Here is a 21137-nt window from a genome sequence, read left to right as displayed (position 1 = left end):
ATATTACATCAAGAATCAAATAGCTATAACCTCTTGCAGCAGCATTCGAAATTTCTTGAGACAGTAGCCAATTACCTAATTACCAATCACAAAGAAAATCTGGGTGATGTCACTGTGGTGTTTCCTAATAGACGGGCCGGACTGTTCCTCAAAAAACACCTGTCACAAAAAATTGAATCTCCGGTATGGTCTCCATCTACATTGAGTTTGGAGGATTTTCTGTTTGGTTTTTCTGAAACTAAAAAAGCAGATCCGCTTACACTGATTTTTGAATTATACGAATCATTCAAAAAGCATCAGGGGAAGAATGAAGGATTCGAGTCTTTCTACTTCTGGGGTGAAATGCTCTTAAGGGATTTCGAAGAAGTGGATCATTATTTGGTCAACCCTGAGCAGTTGTTTAAATATGTCAAAGATGATCGGCAGCTTGCTGAAGACTTCTATTTTCTCGATGAAGAGCAGGAGAAGATCATTAAAAAGTTTTGGCAGGAGTTTTTACCAACCTCCACTAAAACTCAGGAACAATTTGTAGAAACATGGAAAATCCTACTTCCAGTATATGCTTCATTTAAAGAACGAATTAGGGAACAAGGTATAGGGTATACATCGCATGTTTACCGTGAGCTGGCAGAAGATAACTCATTAATCAACTATGACTCAGGAAAGCCTTTGGTTTTCGCTGGTTTTAACGCCTTGACGTATGCGGAAGAAGTACTTATTAAGCATTTCGTTTCTCAGTATAATGCTCAGATTATTTGGGATATCGATGACTACTACGTAAGTGACACAAAGCAGGAGGCGGGAGATTTTCTGAGGAAGTATGCCAAAGATAGTGTGCTGGGATCCAGTTTTCCGGAGAAGATTCCGCAGACCGTCAATCAGCAAAAGAATGTTTCAGTAACAGGTGTTTCTCTGGAGGTTGGACAAGCCAAACTTATAGGTGAAGAGATTGAACGACTCTTGCAAAGGGGTGTAAAAAAAGAGAAAATTGTGGTTGTTCTGCCTCAGGATTACATGCTGTTTCCTATTTTAAATGCACTTCCTGATCAAGTGGACAAACTGAATGTCACCATGGGCTATCCATTGAAGGATACACCATTGTTTGGATTGTTAGAAGCCGCAATAGAACTGCAGGAACATTGCAGCCTTTCTCCTGAGAATGGGCTTTCTTTTTATCATAAGCCAACCGTTGATATTCTAAGCCATCCATACCTATACAAAGAGGAAAAAAACCCATTAGACAGGCTAATAGCTGAGATAAAAAAGAAAAACCAGATAAGGGTATTTCAGCAAGAAATTCAAAAGCTCAATTCTACTATTCTTAATACCATATTCAGGCAAGTAGGAGAGAGGGAGAGCCTGACGGGTTACCTTCAGGAAATCATAGCTGTGCTTGGAGATTTGGTTGTGGAACGCTTCGGTTTAGAGCGAGAATACCTTTATCACTTTCAACAACTTTTGGCAAGGCTGAGAGAAATACTGGATAAGCAGGATGCAGTCATAGATACCAAAACGTTCAAGAGCCTATTTAGAAAAGCTACCCGATCAGTAAAAATTCCTTTTAGTGGAGAACCGGTGGAGGGATTGCAGATCATGGGGGTGCTTGAAACGAGAAATCTGGACTTTGAGTATGTTTTTATGCTCAATATGAATGAAGATATATTTCCTTCCTCTCAACGTTCCGGTTCATTTATACCGTATCGTATCCGCAAAGCATTTGATCTGCCAACATTTGAAACGCAGGACTCCATTTTTGCATATCTATTCTATCGCTTGTTTCAATTTGCCGGTCAGCTCTCATTCTATTACAATATGTATGCTGATTTTGGTATGAGTGGGGAGGTTAGTCGATTTATTCGTCAGATTGAGCTGGAAAGCGACATTGAAGTAAAGAGAAGAAAACTCAGCAATTCAATCGAAGTAAGAGAGATCAATCCAATTAGTATTGATACTTCGGATGACGTATTGGAGCGGTTGTCGATTTATACGGATGCTGTCGCTGACAGAGAGCAGAAACGGTTGTCAGCTTCAGCGTTAAATATCTACCTGGACTGCAAGCTCAAGTTCTATTTCAGGTATGTGCTCAGGCTCTTTTCAGGTGATGAGATGAGTGATGATCTTGATGCGCGACACTTTGGAAATGCATTACACCGGACATTAGAGTATTTATATCGCGATACGATTAAGGAAAAAGGCGCACGGGTAATAGATGCGAATGATTTCCTAAGACTTGAAGGCTCTATCGACGGGGCTATGGAAAAAGCATTTAGAGAAGAGTTTGGAATGAAAGACCGCAAAAGGTTTGAATTCAAAGACCGGAATGTGGTCATGGCTGACATCATTCGCAAGTTTGTAAAGCAAGTGCTCGATCAAGATAGAGCGTATGTTCCTTTTGAAATAATAAGCCTGGAAGCTGAAGATAAATATGAGCGTAAACTCACGATAAATCCGAATGGAGATAAGGCATGGAACGTGAAGCTCGGAGCTGATATAGATCGGGTGGATCGAAAAAATGATGTGGTAAGAGTATTGGATTACAAAACCGGACGTGACAACACAGAAATAGGAGCTTTCGAAAATATCTTTAATCCGGAAGTAAATGGAAGATATAAAGATGGTCGAAAAGCAGGCTATCAAACCTTTTTCTATGCATGGCTATATGCTTCTAAATATGGCAAAGAGCAAGCAATTGTGCCAGGGCTGATTAACATCAAGCAATTTTTTCAACCTGACTTTGATTATAGATTAAAAACGAATGGCAAACCAATTACAGATGCTTCACCCTATCTGGATTCTTTTGAGGAACACATGAAAGACCTACTTGAAGAGATTTTCAGCAGAACGGTGGCATTCGATCAAACAGCCGATGAAAAGAAGTGCGTTTTTTGTGACTTCAAAGGAATCTGTGGCAGATAATCGGCCTTAAAAGCGTTATAATTAAAATTTAACATTTTTTTAGATTTACTGGCATTTTTATTGTCTCATTCTTGTTGTATGAATAAGAAAGGAGACTGAAAATGAAGAAGTTAGGAATAATTTTATCAATGTTTTTTTCACTGGGTGTGATGGCGCAGAGTGTGGATAGTGAATCACTTTCACCCAAAGAATTAAGAAAGCTGGAGCGCCAGCAGAAGGCCAAAGAGCAACTTGATTCAATCAAGACTATGATTGAAGATCAAGCCTTTGCACTAGAAGCAAACATGTTGAGAAGTAGAACGGCCGCTTTCAATGTGATGCAGCAAAACAATTTTATAAAGGTAGAAGGAGATGAGGTAGTAATTCAAACGGCTAATGCTTCCAGGGTAGGCATGAATGGAATGGGTGGTGTTACGGTGAATGGTAGGCTGATGACTTATGATATATCCAGTTCAAAACGTGGGATAAACGTTACAATGATCGTTTCATCATTTGCATTGGGAAATCTTAACATCAACTTATCTGTCAATGCTTCTGGTAATGCCACTGCTTCTATAAATGGAAGTTTTGGTTTGCGAGCCACATTCCAGGGAGATTTGGTCGCACTTAATAATATCTCTCAATTTGAGGGAACTTCAATATTCTAAAAGATTCTAGTCGTAGTAGAGTAGTAGTTTGAGTGAGCCCCTGTCAAGAGTGACAGGGGTTCTTGTTTTTATCCCAAATTCAATGCCGTTTAGTTAAGACTTCCTTACCCTCAGTACCTAAAGGGATGACTTACTTGTTTAAGTCATTTCCCCTTTAGGGGTCAGGGATTTTAATCAAATTGCTGAAAAATTTTCTTAACTAAGCGGCATTGATCCCAAATTATGTAATAAGCATAATTCGGGTTAATACACTTTATCCGGACGTGTTTGATGGTTGTCTTTGTCCTGCTCTTTACGATCCTTCAGCTGTCTTTTTACTTTATCATAAACTACTTGTGATGCACTGACAAAATCACCCTCATTGTGTTGCATGAAGATCTCATGCCCTGGGATCAATATTTTTATTTTCACAAGCTTATCTGACTTTTCATCATTTATAGATTCAAGGTATACATCTACTGAAATAATCCCATCATGAAATTTTTCTAATGGTTTAAAAACTTCAGCCATGTGATTAATTAGATCCTGACTTGCATTAAAATTTACTGGTGTTACTTGTATGTCCATACTTATTAAATCGGTAGCTAGCGGATATGTTTGAAATATATCATGAATAATAAGTTTGAATCTTTAAAACCAATTCTTCTGAAAGGCGTTTAGTCAGAATAAAATATCGTTTAAATAAGGGTATCTGGTCTATTCAAATATTAAGTTCGTAGAAATATAGCATTAATAAAATATTAATAGTTTTTAAACCCTTGCAAATCATCCTTCTTAAGGTTCTCTTTGCATCACATAATTAACGCGCCACCGCCATGGAAATGTCTAAGACATCATCAATAATTACACGAATTGGAATTGTGATTTTGATTGCAATGTTCACACTTCGAGCACTTGCAGAAATCATCTTCCAGTCATAATAGCTCTATGTTTATGAGCAATTAAAGATCCTCTTCATACTTACATATTTTGTTTGTATCTAGCCTTTATTATTTAACGATAAAGGCTTTTTTATTTTATAAAGTATCAAGATGATCTTGAGTAAATAGGACGAATCGCAGATGAAAAAGTCTGTAACCAATAGTCTTGTTTTATTTCATCAATATTTCTTTGAAGTGGTTTTTTTATTTTCTAAATTAATTATGGGTTTAGTTTTCAATACTAAGTCCATTAGGTGGTTAGATTGGACCTTATGATTTCGGATCGTATAGGCCACACCAACCCAAAGGCGAGTGTCCCTCGCCTTTTGGATTTTTAAGGCAACCATTCACCATTGCTTTTTTACCGATCTCTTTTTGGTTGTAACTATCCCGTTTCTTTGAGGTATATCTAATAACCGATGCAACTTTTTTAAAGTAGCTGCATCTTAGATACAAACACCTTAATAATTACTCATGGAAATATCAGCCTCTCAATCGACTAAAATTAGAATAGCAATGCTCGTATTGTTTAGTATGTTCTTGTTAAGAGCATTTGCTCAAAAGCAGGTACAAGCATCTCAGATCATGGAAGATATACGAGAAGGGAAAAGCATTTCTTATTCAAATGCCACCATCATAGGAGAACTTGATTTTACATATATGGCCGAAAAGCTTCCCGAATTACCAAGAAAATCGAAATGGTGGAATGGCGATGGTAATACAGTAGAAGAGTCCATTGATGTGAGCATTTCTTTTGTCAACTGTGTGTTTGAAGATGATGTGCTGGCATATATCCATGAAGACCAATCAGGCTACACTTTTGTTGCTGATTTTGATAGAGAGGTGACATTCTCTAATTGTGAGTTTCAAAGGAAAGCGATGTTTAAATACTCTGATTTTGATGGAAGAGCCGACTTTTCAGGATCAAAATTTCAGCGAGAGACTACTTTCAAGTACGCAGAGTTTGATGAGATGGCAGACTTTTCAAATACGTACTTTGATGATGATGCTACCTTTAAATATGCTCAATTTGATGAGGGAGCGAGCTTTAATGCTGCCATTTTTGAGGAATCCTGGAATATCAAGTACCTGAAAGCCAGGGGTGATTTTGATATTTCCAACCTCAAGGTAAATGATGATATAGATGCCAAGTATACTAAAATCAATGGCCAGAGCTTCACAAAATATATGCTTGATTCAGACAATTAATTCTCTTCATATATACACGAATACCAACTCGTGACTCAACAAGATAAGCCTCGTCTACTGTTAGATGAGGCTTTCTTAATTCATTTTATTTCGATCCCAAATTAGGTTTTTTGTAGTGGTTTCCTTTGAGATTATTTCGGCCTCTTTGAGAGAGTAGAGTACCCCTTCAAGCATTTTATCGCTAACCCACCCATTGACTGCCCATTCCGTGGAATGAAACCATCTTTCCGCATCTTTCTGGTTTTGTTGATACCTATCTGATACGAGTTTGGCTGCATTGTCCAACTTCATGAATGCTTGATTTGACCGATGAATGATCTTTAGAGCTGTGCTTACCAGATCAGGATCTGATTGTATCACCTGATTAGTTGCAGCAATCATGAAGCAGGGCCATGGCGAAATGAATTCGCCAATTCTCTTGATGGCATGTTTTTCAAGGTAAGGTTTGGTCGTGTATTTTTCCCAATAAAATATTTCCGAACTACCATCATTCAATGAGGCTATTCCTCCATTGATATCCCTTACCTCCTTAAATTGATCCGAAGATATTTGCTCATCCTCCATCATCGCATGAACAATGGGCATCAGATGTGAGCCGGATCCCAACCGACTTATGGCAATTTTTTTATTAAAAATGGATGAATCTTCATTTGAAATGCTTGTGTGGATGCCCCACGTAAGCGAAGTGTTTACATGTCCGCTTACTATTTTGGAAGGATTCCCTTTCAATATATCTGTGACTATTCCCTCTGTAAGTAGAATGCAAAGTTCAAGATCTCCGGCCCTTAGTGCTTCTTTCATGTAGCCGGACCCTCCGGGAAAGTCTATCCATTCTACTTCTATACCAGCCTCTTGGAAGTATTTGTTTTCAATAGCCAGATGTATTGGAAGATTAAAGTGCTCAGGAACTCCTCCAATTCTAATTTTTTTCATCAAGGAAAATACGATTATGTAGTTGCACCGCCACAGCTTGATCCGGCACCAGCTGTGCACCCATAGCAGTGTTGGTTGAGAATGATTTCACGGTCAGTCAGCGAAGCTAAATCAAATTCACTAATGTGACTTGGCGCATTCACCTTAAGCTCAAGCATTTGATTAAAATCACAATCATATAAATAACCATCCCAGCTTACACTTAATGTATTTCTACACATCACGCCTTCAGCAGCAGCCGGATTGAATGCATTGACTAGCTCATGCATATAATCCTCATACTTTTCTGTTTTGACTAAATACTCTAGAAATCTGCTTACCGGAAGATTTGTAATTGCAAAAAGGTCATTAAAAGTGATGCCGTATTCGAGGAGTTTACGCTTGAACTGTGATGTCAGCGTTTCCTGATCGCCAGGTAAAAATGCACCTGCGGGATTATAGACTAAGTCCAGTTTTAAATCCGATCCTTCTTTGCCATATCCCACAGCGTTTAACATTTGTAAGGCTTTAATGGATTTGTCAAACACACCGTCACCTCGCTGAGCATCTGTTCGTTTTGCTGTGAAGTATGGGAGACTCGATACTACGTTTATTTTATGTTTCTTGAAAAATGCAGGTAAGTCATTGTACTTGGGGTTGGCTAGTATGATCGTTAGGTTGCATCGAACGATCACCTGTTTACCTATTGCTGTAAGCTCTTCCACAAACCATCGAAAATGGGGATTCATCTCGGGTGCTCCTCCGGTAAGATCTACAGTCTTAATATCCGTACCCTTGATCGCGTCAATACATTGCTGCATGGTCTCGCGAGTCATTATCTCTTTTCGATCCGGACCCGCATCCACATGACAGTGCGCACATACCTGATTGCACATTTTCCCAACATTCACCTGAAATATTTCTATGCCTGTTGGCTTTAGTGGTGAGAGCCCAATATCAGATACTTTGTCTTGAAAAGAAGGGATATTGATAGACTCAGCATCATCCAACACCTCGATTTGACCTTCAGGAGAAGATAATTTGTGATTGAGCCTTTTTAGAGATTTTAGCATTCTTACATCAGTTTGTCATTCACGTGGTTCATCATTTGTACGCCATGCACAAGTGCTGCTCCACCTTTAATTGCTGCCGTTACATGGACAGCTTCCATCATCTGCTCCTCATCTACACCTTTTTTTAATAAATCTGATGTGTATGCATCTATGCAGTAAGGACACTGAACGGCATGAGAAACCGCTAAGGCAATGAGTGATTTCTCACGAGCTGTTAGTGCTCCTTCTTTAAATACATCATTGTAGTAATCAAAGAATTTATCACCTAGTTCCTTTTGCCACTCGGTGATTTCTCCGAATTTGTTTAAATCTTCTTTATTGTAATAGGTCTCTTTCATTTTTCTGGAGTTATTCTCGTGAATTTAAAGTATTAAATTGCCTCTCCATTATATAATCAAGCGAAACGTCATACAAATTACTAATGAAGGCATATCAATTACGTAAGACAGGTAAGCCACGGATTTTAAAACTGGAAGAAATTCCAGCTCCTGTCCCTGGTGCTGGTGAAGTGAAAGTCAAAATTGAGACAATCGGAATCAATTATGCCGAAATTCTTTCTCGAAAAGGTCAATACAGCTGGGCTCCCAAAAAGCCTTATGTAATGGGGATGGAGGGCTATGGAGAAGTTGTGGAATTGGGCCAAGGAGTTACAAAACACAAAGTTGGGGATAAAGTAATTATAGGACAACAGTATGGTTCGTATGCTGAGTATACCTGTGCACCGGAGCATTTGTGTTTTCCAGCTTTTGAAAATTTCACTCCGGAGGAGAATGCAGCATATCTTGTAAATTTCATGACGGCATGGGTAGGGCTTAAAAAGCTGTGCAGGGTATCTTCCGGTGAGCGACTGCTGATTCAGGCAGCTGCAGGAGGTGTCGGCACGGCAGCAGTTCAGATCGGTAATGCTTTAGGATGTGTGACGTACGGAACAGCCAGTCAGGATGTGAAGCTTGACCTGGTGAAGAAACTCGGTGGGAAACCCATCAACTATCGCAAGACAGACTTTTATCAAGAGATAATGAATGATGGAGGAGGGGTTGATTGCGTTCTTGAAACAGTAGGAGGAGATGTTTTCAAAAAAAGCATGAAACTTCTAAATCCGTTTGGTAGACTTGTGGTCATAGGGTTCGCAAGTATGAATATAAAGTGGTGGAATCCAATATCCTGGGTTAAAACCTATTTGGATGCTCCAAAGGTGAACATGATGAAAATGGCTACTGAGAGCAAAGGAATTTATGCATCTCATATCGGCTATTTAACCGAGAACGAAGCGCTTACAGTGGATATCTGGGATGAGTTACTTGAGTTCACAAATAAGCATAATCTAAAACCTGTTGTTGGTAAAGTTTTCCAGTTTGATGAGCTACCTGAAGCCCATAAATTTATGGAATCTCGAGACAGTGTAGGTAAGCTCGTAATAAAAGTTAATTAGTCTTAATTTTTTTTCGTTTTATCTAAAATAACTCTTTGGTATTATCATTTGATAAAAAAAATATAAAAATCCTTTGTTAGATTCTGAAAAGGGTATAAATTCGAAACATAGATAGTGAGTATCTATTTTCCATAGCTGGTTCTTAATGATGAAGGGTTGCCCACAAGCGACCCTTCTTTTTTTGACTTAAAAAGTATTTATTAATTTTATCTCATGATAAATGATCGTATACACAAACTAATAAGGGTGCTTGATATGAACCCTACCTCTTTTTCAGAAAGTTTGAATGTGAGTGTAACGGTTATTTTTAATATCATTAAAGGACGAAGAAGCAAGCCTAGCTTCGATCTCATTCTCAATATTCTTAAGACCTATGATAAGCTAAACGCTGAGTGGCTCATTAAAGGAGAAGGTTCAATGTGGAATGATGATATCGTTACTTCAAATGAAATTGCCCCGACACATGTAAACCTCCAGGCTCGCATCAAAGAGCTTTTTGTTAAACTTAGGTTACACACACCAGAGTCTCATGAGGTATTAGAGCTTGAAGAATTAGTGGATTACATGATGGAAGAATCCTCTGAGCAGAAGAACAAACTTATACTGCTTCATGAAAGACAGGAGGGAATGCTTAATGTACTTAAGCAGAAGCTAAAATTGAAGGTTTAATTAATGACTTTCAGGTCCATTAACTCCTGAACAATACTCTTTCTCAATTTCACTTTTTGATACCAGTTATATCCAATGGTCATTAGCAGTAGTGCAAGTAAGGTTCCTGATATCAGTTTTGAGTAGAATAGGATAGAGGCAATTCGTTCTTGCTTAGCCACCTCATCAAAATATCTTTTAGTGATAAGATCCATGTTGTAGCTTTTATCTGTTTGTTGGATCTCCTCTTTTAATTCAAGGTATTTATTCATGCTCTCAGAATATAGGTCTGTGTATTTTTTCGATAGATCATAGTCTTTCATATCGAAATATACAGTTGCAATATCCTGATATAACTCAAAATATTTAGGTTGTTGAGTTAATGTTGGAATCATGGATTCAGCAGTGTGATAAACTTTTAAAGCCTCTTCGCTTTTATCCCACAATACTAGATTTCTACCTTGATTGTGAAGCAATTCAAATTCTGCCGTCTTATCAACTAAATTTTCTTCTTTAATAATATATTCCAAGCCACTATTGAAATATTGGTTGGAAAGTTGAAATTCCTCTTTTTTAGAAGCGACAGCACCAAGATTGTGGTAAGCAAAAGCTACAAGCTTCGGTTTGGCAACCGAGGTGCTATCTACGATAACTTTTGCATAAGTAGCTGCTGATTCAAAATCATTGTTTTTTAAATGAGCATATGCTAGTCTGTTTAGAATATCATAGTAAAGCTTGCTCTCACTGGCTTCTTCCATTTGAAGAAGTGACTCAAGTAGAAATGCAGCCCCACTGTAGTCTTCTTCATCAAGAAACACACCTGATAAATTGTATTTATTGCTAATAACCTGATGTATGTCATTTAATTTTTCAGCTATCCGAATTGACTTTTCAAAGTATTCTCTAGCTAAAGAATGTGAATTGAACTCTCTGAAAATATTGCCACTATTTTTATACAATGACGATAATGTAGCTTGAACACCTTCATAATCGGAATCTTCGGCGTACCTAATGGCCTCTAAATAGAATATAATTGACTTAGCATAATCTCCATTATTCTTATATAGGTATGCTAAGGTAAAATAGCTTTGAACGATCCCCTCATCGAAATCCTGCTCTTTGGATTCGTCAAGTAAGTCATTAGCCATAACAATAGATGAATCAAAGTCTGATTTACTGACCTTGACTATCTGTTTGACTTTTTCTTTAATCCCAACTTCGTTGGCTAAAACGACTTGACAAAAGAAAGCTAATACGAGAAATAAAATCCTCATTCCAGAATAACTGTTTCTTAGAGTGCAATATAAAAAAAAACACCACGAATCGTGGTGTTTTTAGATGAATCGTTTTGATTCAATGTTGATACATGAAATTAACTGGTTGAAGTTTAATCAAGAACCGGGTCCATCATCATCATTATCCCCGTCGCTTCCATCAGTCATTTCTGCATTGATTTCAATATCTTCTACTAATTCTTCCATAGCTGGATCTTCTGAACAAGCTGTAAACGATAGTGCTCCTACAATTAATAGTGCTGCTGTAAATAATTTTCTTTTCATAACTCTATAAGGTTTAAATGATGAAACAAATATATGGTAAAAAATTAATTTTACACATAACTAAAAGATTTTTTTTTAATTATTTTTATTGTTTGTAATGTTTTGATAATCATAACGTTATAGGAGAAATAAATTTTATTCAATCTTTTTTTATTGTTGATTTATAAACTGATATTATCTTCGTTTCAAAGAATGACTTATGAAACATTTACCCTTCCTTTTATTATTGATAGTAGCATGCTCAGGACCCCAGGAAAAGTTTTCCAGTCACGGGGAGGTTATTACCTCTGAAAGCGCGATTGCCACGTCAGACTTTATTAAAAAGGTCAGTGATGAAGAGCAATCATTTAAAGTAAGAGGGGTGGTAGAAGAAGTCTGTCAGAAGAAAGGTTGCTGGATGATGCTGAAAAATGATGAGGGAGCTAATATCCGAATTACGTTTAAAGACTATGGGTTCTTTGTTCCAAAAGATATCAATGGGCAGGAGGTAATCGTGGAAGGTGTTGCCTCCAGGGAAATCATAGATGAAGATGTGGCCCGGCATTATGCAGAGGATAGTGGCAAAGATTATGACCCGTCTATGCAGAAGTCCATTACCTTCGTTGCAAACGGCGTTTTAATTAAAGAGGATAAATCAGCTATATAAGCTTCGTTTCTTTGGTTTAATAAATAGTTGTCGGAAACTGGTTCCTGACAATGAGGCAAAGCCACCTGCCAGACCACCAATTAACCCTGTAGCAAAAACCAATAGAATTGGTTCGTTCACCTGCAATATCTCGGCAATTTGAGAACTAAAGGCTGATTTGTTAAGTACGTCCAAATTCCATGCATGTCCCATCCAGACCAGGCCTACTCCAAGAAATCCGGCTACAAAAGCGTTTAAGCCGGAAGAAGGTGAGATATAGCAAACTACAAATGCAATAACCATCGCAGACCACCACACTGAAAGTGGGGAAATAAAATAGGTGAGAGCTCCAATAATTATAAGTCGAATGATAAGTTTCATATTAAGGTCTTAATGTAATGTTGTGCACGATGTTCTCATTTGATGGGGAGATTGTTGTTTCGAATAGTAACTTGTAATAATCACCACCAGCCCACTCATCGATCATATGACCATAAAGTGGATTCCCCGGATTCCCTGTTTGACTACCTGGGTAAACGCCCCACGCATTGACTTCTCCATCACCAAGCTCTACCACCATTCGCCATGAAGGGCCATGTGTACGTGATGCTGCATTTACAATCGAACGGTTTCCTCCGATCTTGATGCCTGATTTGCTGAATGGTGTGATTCGAAGTAGGTGTCTCACCGTTGTGTTTTTGAATGTATACCATAGCAATGAATTGCCTTCTTTGTCCAAATACTCTTCTAAATAGTCAATGGTTTCTTTGAATGTTTTTCTATATAAGTCCCCAGCGGTTTCTTCTATATCTGTATACTGATTATCAATCATGAAGAAATCGGTGTTCTTCTTAAGAATTTCTATGGTTGTAAACCAGTTTGGACGATATACTGATACATCAGCACTATCTATTTCGTCCCATAATTTCGTATTCAGTTTATTCCACCAGACCTCATAGATGGTTGGAGCCTGACGATCCGGTTCGTTGAAGAAGTCCCAGTTATTAAGCTTATTGTAATACTCCCATTCCAGATCAGTAAAGGATGCAGAATCTAGGCTGTCAAGCATCATTGGCAGTGCTTCTGAAGCATTGTAGTTGAAATTATCATGTTGAAGTTCCATCATATCCTTTACTGTGATGTTGTCCATTACGCGCAAACGATCATTTATCCTTCTTCCTCGGTAGTATTCATAATTGTAGTCATACTGATAATAAGGATATAAAGTGTCAGCTGCATGCTGGTTTGCAGAACTGACAAAATCCTGTGGTGGATTCTTTACATGAAGATTATGTGATTGTGGCATGTAGGTTTTCCACTCATGATCGATGTTACTTCCATCTAAAAGGAATTTGCCCTGTTCTTCCCATTTAACAGGAAACTTCCCATTTATCCATAAGGCAATATCACCATTGACTGATGCAAAGGAATAATTCTGAGGCGGACCGCTGAAGTAGCTAAATGCCTCTACGAAATCTTCGTAGTTATTGGCTTTATTTCCCATGTAAAGCGCTTTTATTTCTTTACTTGCATCATGGGCAATCCACTTCATTGCCAGGTTAATGAGCTCACTATCCTCGCTTTTAAGGTTGCGATCGTAAACAACAGGCCCATGATGGGTATATATAATTGTATCGTAATAGCTGAACGAACCTTTCACTTCTATTTCTTCAATGACCTTCTTGGTCGGTACCCAATTGCCATTGTACAAATATTCTTCACGTTTATCATCTTTAAACTGGATGTAGTACCAATCAACCAAATCTCTTTTAGCATTGGTATTTCCCCAGGCAATGGAGTCGTTGAAACCTATGGTCACACCTGGACCTCCGGGTAGTGTTGCTCCCATAACATTGATGGTGGGAGCATTAAGGTGCATGACATACCAGATACTTGGTGCATTTAAACTTAAATCTGGCTCGTTGGTGAGTATGACTCTGCCATTGGCTGTTTTTTCACCATTTACTACGAAGCTGTTGCTTCCATTATCAGGGTTTGGTTGATCGATCGTAGGATTTACAAATTCCAGCGGAAATGTCACATCTGGTTTTTCAATTTTAATTGGATCGAAATCATACAATGTTCCTTTAGGGATCACCGTATCAACTGTATCAGGCCTTTCCGGATATAAGGTATTGAAAACTTCCCTTCCCCATTTTTTTAATGCATTCGTATGTTCCAGATCTCGTTCGCCTCTGGAGAGCATATTATTCATATTTGCGATAAGCAAAAAGCATTTTAAGGGAGTCCACTGCTCGGGTTCATAATCGAGTAGTTTATATTCAATTGGTAAGTCGCTGTAACTAATTGATTCAATGTACGCATTCACACCTGCAGTGTAAGCCTCAATCAATGCATAAACCTCCGGCTCCTCTTTTTTAAAAAGCTCTTCCGATTTTTTTGCACCATACATCAGACCAATGCGACGCATTTGCTTATCAACCTCAATCAAACTTGTGTTCCCGATTTTTGGTCCCAGTATTTCAGCAAGACGCCCGGCAGCAGAGTAGAGCTGAAACTCCATTTGCCAAAGGCGGTGGTAGGCTGTAATATATCCCTGAGTAAAGAAGAGGTCTTTTTCATTTTGAGCGAACACATGCGGAATAAGCAGCTCATCAAAGAATACATTCACACTGTCATTTAATTGTTCATCCAAAGATGCTGACTCAATATCAATGATTTCATTTTCTGCATTTTGCCAAAATCCATGAAAAGGACTAAGAAACTTACCCAATGGAGGAACAACACCTATTTTTGAATTTAAGGCAACTCCAATGGCTAATGTTATACTGAGGGAAAGAACAAATCGAAAGGTTTTCATACAATGATTGGGGCCATATTTGGCATTTCAGCTGCTGATTGATTTAATGAGATACTTTGGAAGTGAAAAATATCAAATAAATAGGGTAATGCCTATTTTTAAGTGATGGCGAGAAGGAATTTTTATTTAAGATATGTGAAGCCGGTAGGCGATTGGTGTCTTTCTTTGATTCTACTCTTAATATTGCTGCCTTTTATCACGATCATCACTATTATTTTACTGTTACATTATCGATCATCGCCACTCTTTATACAGGAACGTGTAGGTAGAAATGAAAGCGTTTTTAAGCTTATTAAGTTTAAAACCATGAGAGTAAGAGACCAAGAGGAGTCAACAACGGGGCTGAGTAAACTAATCAGATCATACTCAATAGACGAATTACCACAACTACTGAATGTACTTATAGGTAATATGTCACTGATTGGCCCCAGACCACTTCTGGTCGAGTACTTGCCTCATTACAATGAGGAAGAGCGAAAAAGACATTGGTTAAAACCCGGTATAACAGGTTGGGCGCAGGTGAATGGTCGGAATAGCATAGATTGGGGGGAACGAATGAAATTAGATGTCTACTATGTAAATCATGCATCATTTTTACTTGATTGCAGAATTTTGATGAAATCAATCGTAGAGGTATTTAAGCGAGACAGGACAGTTTATAAAGACGATAAGACAATAAAATTTAGTGATTACGCTGCTGAGAGGTGAATAATAAACGCATATACTTATCTCCTCCTAATGTAGATCAGGAGGAATTGGATCACATAACTGCTGCATTGGAAAGTGGATGGGTTGCTCCGGCAGGGCCTTTGATCGATCAGTTTGAAAGTAATCTATCGAGCATGCTTGGCCGAGAAGCACTGGCCCTTAACTCAGGAACTTCTGCTCTTCACCTGGCTTTAATATTGTCCGGGGTTAGAGATCGTGATCGTGTGCTCATCGGTAGTCACACGTTTGCAGCCTGTGCCAATGTTGTATTGTATGAGCGTGCCGTTCCGGTCTTTTTGGATAGTGAAAGAGAAACGTGGAATCTGGATCCAGCAACTCTGGAAGCCTATCTGGAAAACACCGATGAAAAACCAAAAGCTCTAATTGTAACGCATATTTATGGTATGCCGGCTCAGATTGAAAAAATCTGTGAGATAGCCAAAGACTATGATGTTAAAGTAATTGAAGATGCTGCAGAGAGTCTTGGAGCTACAGTAAATAGACGTCAAGTAGGCACATTTGGTGATTTTGGGGTGCTTTCATTTAATGGAAATAAAATAATAACTACCAGTGCAGGTGGGGCACTTATTTGTTCGAAGGAGGATAAAGTCCGAGGAATGCATCTAGCCACTCAGGCTAATTCAGATCAATTTGGATACGATCACAAAGAGGCCGGCTATAATTATCGCATGAGTAATGTTCTAGCAGCTATTGGGGTTTCACAATTAAAAAAGCTTGAATCGTACATTGCGGTTAAACGCATAATTTATAAACGATATAAAGCTGAATTGAACAATCATTTTCATTTTCCAAATGAACCGATGAATCACCAGTCCAATAGATGGTTATCTACCGCTTTGACACTGGATTCATCCAAAGACATGCAAAGTCTGTGTTCATGCCTGGATGAGAACAACATAGAAGCGAGGAGATTTTGGAAACCATTGCATATGCATGACGCATATGCTTCGGCTGAATTTGTTGGTAAGGGAGTATGTGAAAGACTATATGAGTCGGGGATATGCCTCCCCTCGGGGACGGGCATGACTGAGCAAGAGCAACTTTATGTGATTGAAAAAGTAAAAGACTGGCTTGATCAGTAAGCCGAAGGCTTTTTAATGATTGCGTTGTTTTTTCCTTTGAATAGGTTAGGGGGCAAGAAGATTTCTGCTTTAATGCCAATTAGAAGAAAACTATCCTTGTTATTTGGATTTCCTCGTTGGGCTCCCGGCTGGATTTGATCGTAAAACTCAGGGTTCACCACACCTACTTCATCTTTTCGATCAGCTAGTAATCTTGCAGTCACATTCGCGTATTCTGTCGCATAGGTTGTTGATACATCGTCGAGATAGTCTGTAAAGGCGAAATGATAAGATGCTTCAAAATTCACATTAAGAAATTCATTGACCTTAAACTTAGCACCGATCCCCAGTGGTATGGTAGTTACCCATTTTTTATACTCGGTACCTTCTGTTAGTGCTTCGCGAAGGTTGTATCGCTCCCCGCCAAGTTCAGCAGTGGGTTCAAATTTCATGTAGCCAACCCCGGAAAATAAGTACGGGTCAAAACTCCACCGTTTGTAATAGTCTCCTTGATAGGGACGTAGATAGTAAGTCAAATGAAATTGCCCGTGCAAGTTTCGAGATGAAAAGGAGAGATTTCTTTGTCTTTGGAAAGTACTATCAGAAGCATTGCTGTCGTCACCAGCTAAAGTGAAAGTCGCAAATTCAAGTCGGGCTCCAATTCTATTAAGTAGTCTGGCTTCTACTCCAACACTAAGCATAGAAATGTTAGAACTGATGCTATTCTTACTGTTCAGCTCCCCAAAATACGTTGCTGATCCTGTACCTGCTGACAATGAAAAGTATCTATCATTGAATTGCCAGGAAAGGAAATTTTGTGCCTGCAATGAAATACAGAAAAAGAAAAGGATGGATGTGAGGAAGATTCTCATTAGAGTTCAAAAATATTGCAGAAAAGTTTCCGACCACTACCGGTCGGAAAACAATTTCTACAAATAATCACCCTAATCGTTGTTTTTGCGAATCAATCACGGTTTTGTTGCTGAAAAGCGTGATCGTCTAATTCTTATGAGAAATTAATGTCGCTATAACTAATCGTTATACAATACAATATTACGAGAGGTACGACGATTGTTGTGCTGTGGTAAAATCCTAAAGTTTATTAGGTATAATGCTTATTCACACCATTTAAATAGGCTTTTGGCGCCATTTTTTCTTTTCGCTGTGCTTTTTCTTGGACTCTAGACGCTTTCTTTTAGCGGCTTTTGTGGGTTGTGTAGGCTTTCGTTTCTTCTTTTTGGTGAAAGCTTTGGCCAGTATACGATCCAGCTTTTTGAAAGCAATCTCTTTGTTTTTGAGTTGTGACCGTTTGCTGTCTGCTGTCACCATTAACTCATCTTCTTTGGTAAGTTTATTGGAATGAGCAGTACGAACCATTTGTTTTTCCAGATCTGACAGCACTTCAGATTTACCCACATTCCAGCGAAGGATCACTTTAGTCTCTACCTTATTTACGTTTTGACCACCGGGACCACCACTTCGGGCAGTCGAGATTTCTACTTCTTTACGTATTTGACTAACTGTTATACGACTCATATCACATAATAATATACAATCCTAAGATTATTTGAGGCCTAAATTTTATTTCTTTCCACTTTGTCGAAACAAATAAATTATTCCTTCCGTATATTAGTCTGCAAAATAGAAACTAATGAAGGGAACCAATCTAGGTGAATTTGAAGAACTGCTATTACTAGTGGTTTTAATCTTACAGGAAGAGGCGTACATGCTTCGAATCAAAGATGAAATCAAAACTCAGGTGAACCGCTCCATCTCAATGGGTGCTTTGCATACTACTTTGAGCAGGCTGGAACAAAAGGACTTTTTAAAGTCTGAACTTGGTGGAGCAACCAAGGAAAGAGGAGGGAGACGCAAACGCATTTACGAACTCACAGCAGAAGGGAAAGCTGCACTCAATGAGGTGAAGCAAATGCGTGCAAGCCTTTGGAGTCAGGTGCCTTCTTTTGAACTAACGTTTTCTCATGGCTAAAGCCCAGCAGCCACCGAAGTTTTCACTTAAACTCATTGATTGGTTTTGCAAGGAAGAGCTAATCGAGGAGCTGCAGGGTGATCTTTATCAATACTATGCCGAATGTGGCGGCAAATTAAAAGGACTAAAATATTGGATTCAAGTGGTTAAATACTTGCGTCCCTCCACACTAAAATCTGTCAAAACTCAAAAATCAGGACCTATGTTTGTATTCAATCCTATCCTCACATTGAGGAATCTTAATCGTCACAGATCTACCACTCTGATCAATATTTTTGGCTTCACGTTTGGACTGGTAGCTACCATTTTCCTGTATTTCTATATTCATGGAGAGCTAACTATTGATTCATTTCACAAGGATGGAGATAAGATCTATCGTGCCATTAGGCAATCTGAGGTGAACGGAACACCCTATAATATTGGTGTCACTTCAGGACCCTTTGCTGGAGCTCTTGCCAACGATTTTCCTGAGAGTATATCAGACGTAACTCGGGTGCTAACCGAGTCGGGACTGGTTTCAGCCGGTGACCGCAAATTCTACGAAGATCGAATTCTGATGGCGGATGCGAATTTCTTTGACTTTTTCTCTTACCCTCTAGCGGTGGGTGATCCGAATACCGTTCTGGATAATCCCAATTCAGTCGTGCTATCGAGCAAGATGGCCAAAAAGTACTTTGGAGATGAAAATCCGATTGGGAAGGAGATCAAGGCTGACAATATGTTTGCATTCATTGTGACTGGTGTCATGGATGAGCCACCCGCAAAAACGCACATTCCATTTGATTTTGTAGCTTCTATTGAGCTATACAATCAATTCGACTGGTTTAAAAACTGGTGGTCTAATTCATGCATGACATACGTGAAAGTTTCCTCTCCTCAAGTAGCTGAAAATGTGAAGGCACAGCTTCCGGGATTCATGGATAAATACTTTGGTGAAGACTTTCAGAAATTTGGCCGTCGTATCGATTTGACGCTTGAATCTTTAGAAGAAATATATTTCAATAATCAAACGAGGTATGATTCCGCCCTGCATGGAAACATTCAATCGATTTACATTTTGGGTGCTGTATGTATTGCTATTCTGTTTATCGCCTGCTTCAATTATGTAAATCTTTCCATTGCTCAGTCTTATATGAGAGCGAAAGAGGTAGGGGTAAGAAAAGTGCTTGGAGTGCACAAAAAGCGATTAGTCCTTCAGTTTTTGGGCGAATCGCTGATGACATTATTCTTTTCGGTCTTCCTGGCTATTACCCTATGCCAGTTCCTTAATCCGCTATTCAACCAAGCTTTTGGAATTGAGTTGGAACTCAACTGGACGGATCTTAATGTCCTCATTTTCTTTGTATCACTTTCTGGTCTTGTTTTGATTACCTCGGGACTTTACCCTGCACTCTTGCTTTCTTCTTTCAAGCCAACCGTGATTATGAGAGGCAATCTAGGCTTAGGTAAAAATGTAGGTCTGAGAAAAGGACTGGTGGTGATGCAGTTTGCCATCTCTATTTTTCTCATAGTAGCTACCGTCCTTATTTCAAGGCAAAATACCTATATGAACAACAAGGACCTGGGCTTTGATAAAGAGGCGGTGATTGTGGTGCGGCTCTATAATCAGGAGATTCGAAAAAATAAGGAGACATTCATGAAAAACCTTCGAGAGCTGCCATCTGTAAAGGCTGTTTCTAATATGTCCGGTGAACCCGGGGGCTTCCACGATGTGACCGTTTTTAAAGTGGCAGGGGTTAATGAAGACCTTCGATTTAGAACGGTATTTACTGATACGGCGTACCTGAGTGTTTTAGGTATTGACGTACTGTCAGGAAGGTCGTTTTCTTCAGACCTGTCAACTGATGCCTCGGATGCGATGCTAATCAATGAAAAAGCATTAGCTGAAACCGGGCTTTCAGCGGAGGAAATTATTGGTAAAAAGGTGAACCTACCGAGTTGGAATGATATGCATCGAACGATCATCGGGGTAGTGCCCGATTACCATTTTACTTCTTTAAAAGATGAGGTGGAGCCGGTTGGGATCATTGCTTCGGAAAATTTTGGCGGGCGAGTGGTGATCAAAGTAAACAATAGCAATTTGAAAGAAGCTATGATCGCTATTGATGAGACCTACAGGGAATTGTCACCAGGATTTCCACTTCAATATGATTTTCTGGATGATAGTCTGGAGCGATTGTATGAAGAAGAGCAGAAGCAAGCGCGTTTGTTCAGTGCCTTTTCAGGAATATCGATATTTCTGGCTTGCCTGGGTATTTTTGGTTTGGCAGCTTACTCCGCTCAACAAAGACAGAAAGAACTTGGTATCAGGAAAGTACTAGGTGCTACGGTACAACAGATCATCGGTTTGATTTCCAAAGAGTTTGTACTGTTAGTAATGGTGGCAACTGTACTGGCCATTCCAGCGGCCTGGTATTTCATCAGCAACTGGCTGAAGGACTATGCCTATCAAATTGACCTGTGGGGTCATTGGTATGTGTTTGTAGCGGGAGGAATCGTTACAGTTATTATTGCCCTGATTACGGTCTCCATTAAAACCTACAAAGCGGCTATTTCGGATCCTACTGAGAGTATAAGGAATGAGTAAACAACACC

Annotated in this window: 20 protein-coding genes; 10 read left to right on the top strand and 10 right to left on the bottom strand. The window is 39.0% G+C overall.

All coding sequences use genetic code 11. The features are described 5' to 3' along the window. Positions 1-33: 33 nt before the first annotated feature. Positions 34-2916 (top strand): PD-(D/E)XK nuclease family protein, encoded by a 2883-nt coding sequence (locus tag ACQK2H_RS13315; RefSeq protein WP_425391937.1) that lies wholly within the window; start codon positions 34-36, stop codon positions 2914-2916. A gap of 128 nt (positions 2917-3044) precedes the next feature. Further along, positions 3045-3563 (top strand): DUF4251 domain-containing protein, encoded by a 519-nt coding sequence (locus ACQK2H_RS13310; RefSeq protein ID WP_425391936.1) that lies wholly within the window; start codon positions 3045-3047, stop codon positions 3561-3563. Between the two features lie 243 nt (positions 3564-3806). On the opposite strand, the gene ACQK2H_RS13305 is transcribed toward ACQK2H_RS13310, so the two are convergent. Further along, a complete protein-coding gene (locus ACQK2H_RS13305) occupies positions 3807-4130 on the bottom strand; it encodes an HPF/RaiA family ribosome-associated protein (protein WP_425391935.1) in 324 nt (107 codons plus the stop codon). An 827-nt stretch (positions 4131-4957) separates the two neighbouring features. On the opposite strand from ACQK2H_RS13305, the gene ACQK2H_RS13300 reads away from it, so the two are divergent. Beyond that, entirely contained in the window at positions 4958-5692 is a 735-nt protein-coding gene (locus tag ACQK2H_RS13300) for a pentapeptide repeat-containing protein (protein ID WP_425391934.1), read from the top strand. Between the two features lie 75 nt (positions 5693-5767). Here the strand turns inward: ACQK2H_RS13300 and ACQK2H_RS13295 are convergent, their stop codons facing one another. Genes ACQK2H_RS13295 through ACQK2H_RS13285 form a run of 3 tightly spaced genes read right to left on the bottom strand, consistent with a single transcriptional unit; the run spans position 5768 to position 8015 of the window. Further along, a complete protein-coding gene (locus ACQK2H_RS13295) occupies positions 5768-6625 on the bottom strand; it encodes an ABC transporter substrate-binding protein (RefSeq protein ID WP_425391933.1) in 858 nt (285 codons plus the stop codon). 14 nt (positions 6626-6639) lie between these two features. Then, positions 6640-7677, bottom strand: a complete 1038-nt coding sequence (gene arsS / locus ACQK2H_RS13290) for an arsenosugar biosynthesis radical SAM (seleno)protein ArsS (protein WP_425391932.1) — start codon at positions 7675-7677, stop codon at positions 6640-6642. A 2-nt stretch (positions 7678-7679) separates the two neighbouring features. After that, positions 7680-8015 carry an arsenosugar biosynthesis-associated peroxidase-like protein gene (locus ACQK2H_RS13285; RefSeq protein ID WP_425391931.1) on the bottom strand — a complete coding sequence of 112 codons (336 nt, stop codon included), beginning with the start codon at positions 8013-8015 and terminating at the stop codon, positions 7680-7682. Positions 8016-8098: 83 nt separating this feature from the next. Here ACQK2H_RS13285 and ACQK2H_RS13280 point away from each other — a divergent pair, with 83 nt between their 5' ends. Together ACQK2H_RS13280 and ACQK2H_RS13275 are read left to right on the top strand one after the other, a co-directional pair. Further along, positions 8099-9109: a quinone oxidoreductase family protein gene (locus ACQK2H_RS13280; protein WP_425391930.1), complete on the top strand. Its 1011-nt coding sequence runs from the start codon at positions 8099-8101 to the stop codon at positions 9107-9109. A gap of 213 nt (positions 9110-9322) precedes the next feature. Continuing rightward, positions 9323-9778: a hypothetical protein gene (locus tag ACQK2H_RS13275; RefSeq protein ID WP_425391929.1), complete on the top strand. Its 456-nt coding sequence runs from the start codon at positions 9323-9325 to the stop codon at positions 9776-9778. On the opposite strand, the gene ACQK2H_RS13270 is transcribed toward ACQK2H_RS13275, so the two are convergent. Further along, entirely contained in the window at positions 9775-11031 is a 1257-nt protein-coding gene (locus tag ACQK2H_RS13270; RefSeq protein WP_425391928.1) for a tetratricopeptide repeat protein, read from the bottom strand. The genes ACQK2H_RS13275 and ACQK2H_RS13270 overlap by 4 nt on opposite strands. A 117-nt stretch (positions 11032-11148) precedes the next feature. Continuing rightward, positions 11149-11316 carry a hypothetical protein gene (locus ACQK2H_RS13265; protein WP_425391927.1) on the bottom strand — a complete coding sequence of 56 codons (168 nt, stop codon included), beginning with the start codon at positions 11314-11316 and terminating at the stop codon, positions 11149-11151. Positions 11317-11515: 199 nt separating this feature from the next. Between ACQK2H_RS13265 and ACQK2H_RS13260 the strand changes: the two genes are divergently transcribed. Further along, a complete protein-coding gene (locus ACQK2H_RS13260) occupies positions 11516-11962 on the top strand; it encodes a DUF4920 domain-containing protein (RefSeq protein WP_425391926.1) in 447 nt (148 codons plus the stop codon). Here ACQK2H_RS13260 and ACQK2H_RS13255 read toward each other — a convergent pair. Continuing rightward, complete coding sequence (locus tag ACQK2H_RS13255; RefSeq protein ID WP_425391925.1) at positions 11951-12322, bottom strand: hypothetical protein; 372 nt, start codon at positions 12320-12322, stop codon at positions 11951-11953. The two genes, ACQK2H_RS13260 and ACQK2H_RS13255, sit on opposite strands and share 12 nt — an antisense overlap. A 1-nt stretch (position 12323) precedes the next feature. After that, positions 12324-14762, bottom strand: a complete 2439-nt coding sequence (locus ACQK2H_RS13250; protein ID WP_425391924.1) for a penicillin acylase family protein — start codon at positions 14760-14762, stop codon at positions 12324-12326. Positions 14763-14867: 105 nt separating this feature from the next. Between ACQK2H_RS13250 and ACQK2H_RS13245 the strand changes: the two genes are divergently transcribed. Together ACQK2H_RS13245 and ACQK2H_RS13240 are read left to right on the top strand one after the other, a co-directional pair. Then, positions 14868-15470, top strand: coding sequence for a sugar transferase (locus tag ACQK2H_RS13245; protein ID WP_425391923.1), 603 nt, complete (start codon positions 14868-14870; stop codon positions 15468-15470). Beyond that, on the top strand, positions 15467-16573 hold the full coding sequence (locus tag ACQK2H_RS13240; protein WP_425391922.1) for an aminotransferase class I/II-fold pyridoxal phosphate-dependent enzyme: 1107 nt from the start codon (positions 15467-15469) through the stop codon (positions 16571-16573). The genes ACQK2H_RS13245 and ACQK2H_RS13240 overlap by 4 nt, the downstream gene beginning before the upstream one ends. Here ACQK2H_RS13240 and ACQK2H_RS13235 read toward each other — a convergent pair. After that, positions 16567-17424, bottom strand: coding sequence for a DUF6089 family protein (locus ACQK2H_RS13235; protein ID WP_425391921.1), 858 nt, complete (start codon positions 17422-17424; stop codon positions 16567-16569). The genes ACQK2H_RS13240 and ACQK2H_RS13235 overlap by 7 nt on opposite strands. Positions 17425-17680: 256 nt before the next feature. Further along, the gene (gene arfB, locus ACQK2H_RS13230; RefSeq protein ID WP_425391920.1) at positions 17681-18088 is read right to left on the bottom strand and encodes an alternative ribosome rescue aminoacyl-tRNA hydrolase ArfB; all 408 of its coding nucleotides are present in this window, start codon (positions 18086-18088) and stop codon (positions 17681-17683) included. 115 nt (positions 18089-18203) lie between these two features. Here arfB and ACQK2H_RS13225 point away from each other — a divergent pair, with 115 nt between their 5' ends. Continuing rightward, a complete protein-coding gene (locus tag ACQK2H_RS13225) occupies positions 18204-18542 on the top strand; it encodes a PadR family transcriptional regulator (protein ID WP_425391919.1) in 339 nt (112 codons plus the stop codon). Then, a complete protein-coding gene (locus ACQK2H_RS13220) occupies positions 18535-21129 on the top strand; it encodes an ABC transporter permease (protein ID WP_425391918.1) in 2595 nt (864 codons plus the stop codon). The genes ACQK2H_RS13225 and ACQK2H_RS13220 overlap by 8 nt, the downstream gene beginning before the upstream one ends. Positions 21130-21137 lie beyond the last annotated feature (8 nt).

The sequence above is a fragment of the Ekhidna sp. genome (genome assembly GCF_965228795.1).
GTDB lineage: Bacteria > Bacteroidota > Bacteroidia > Cytophagales > Cyclobacteriaceae > Ekhidna.
Note: the sequence above shows the minus strand (reverse complement) of the source record. Positions and strands in the feature narration are given on the sequence as shown.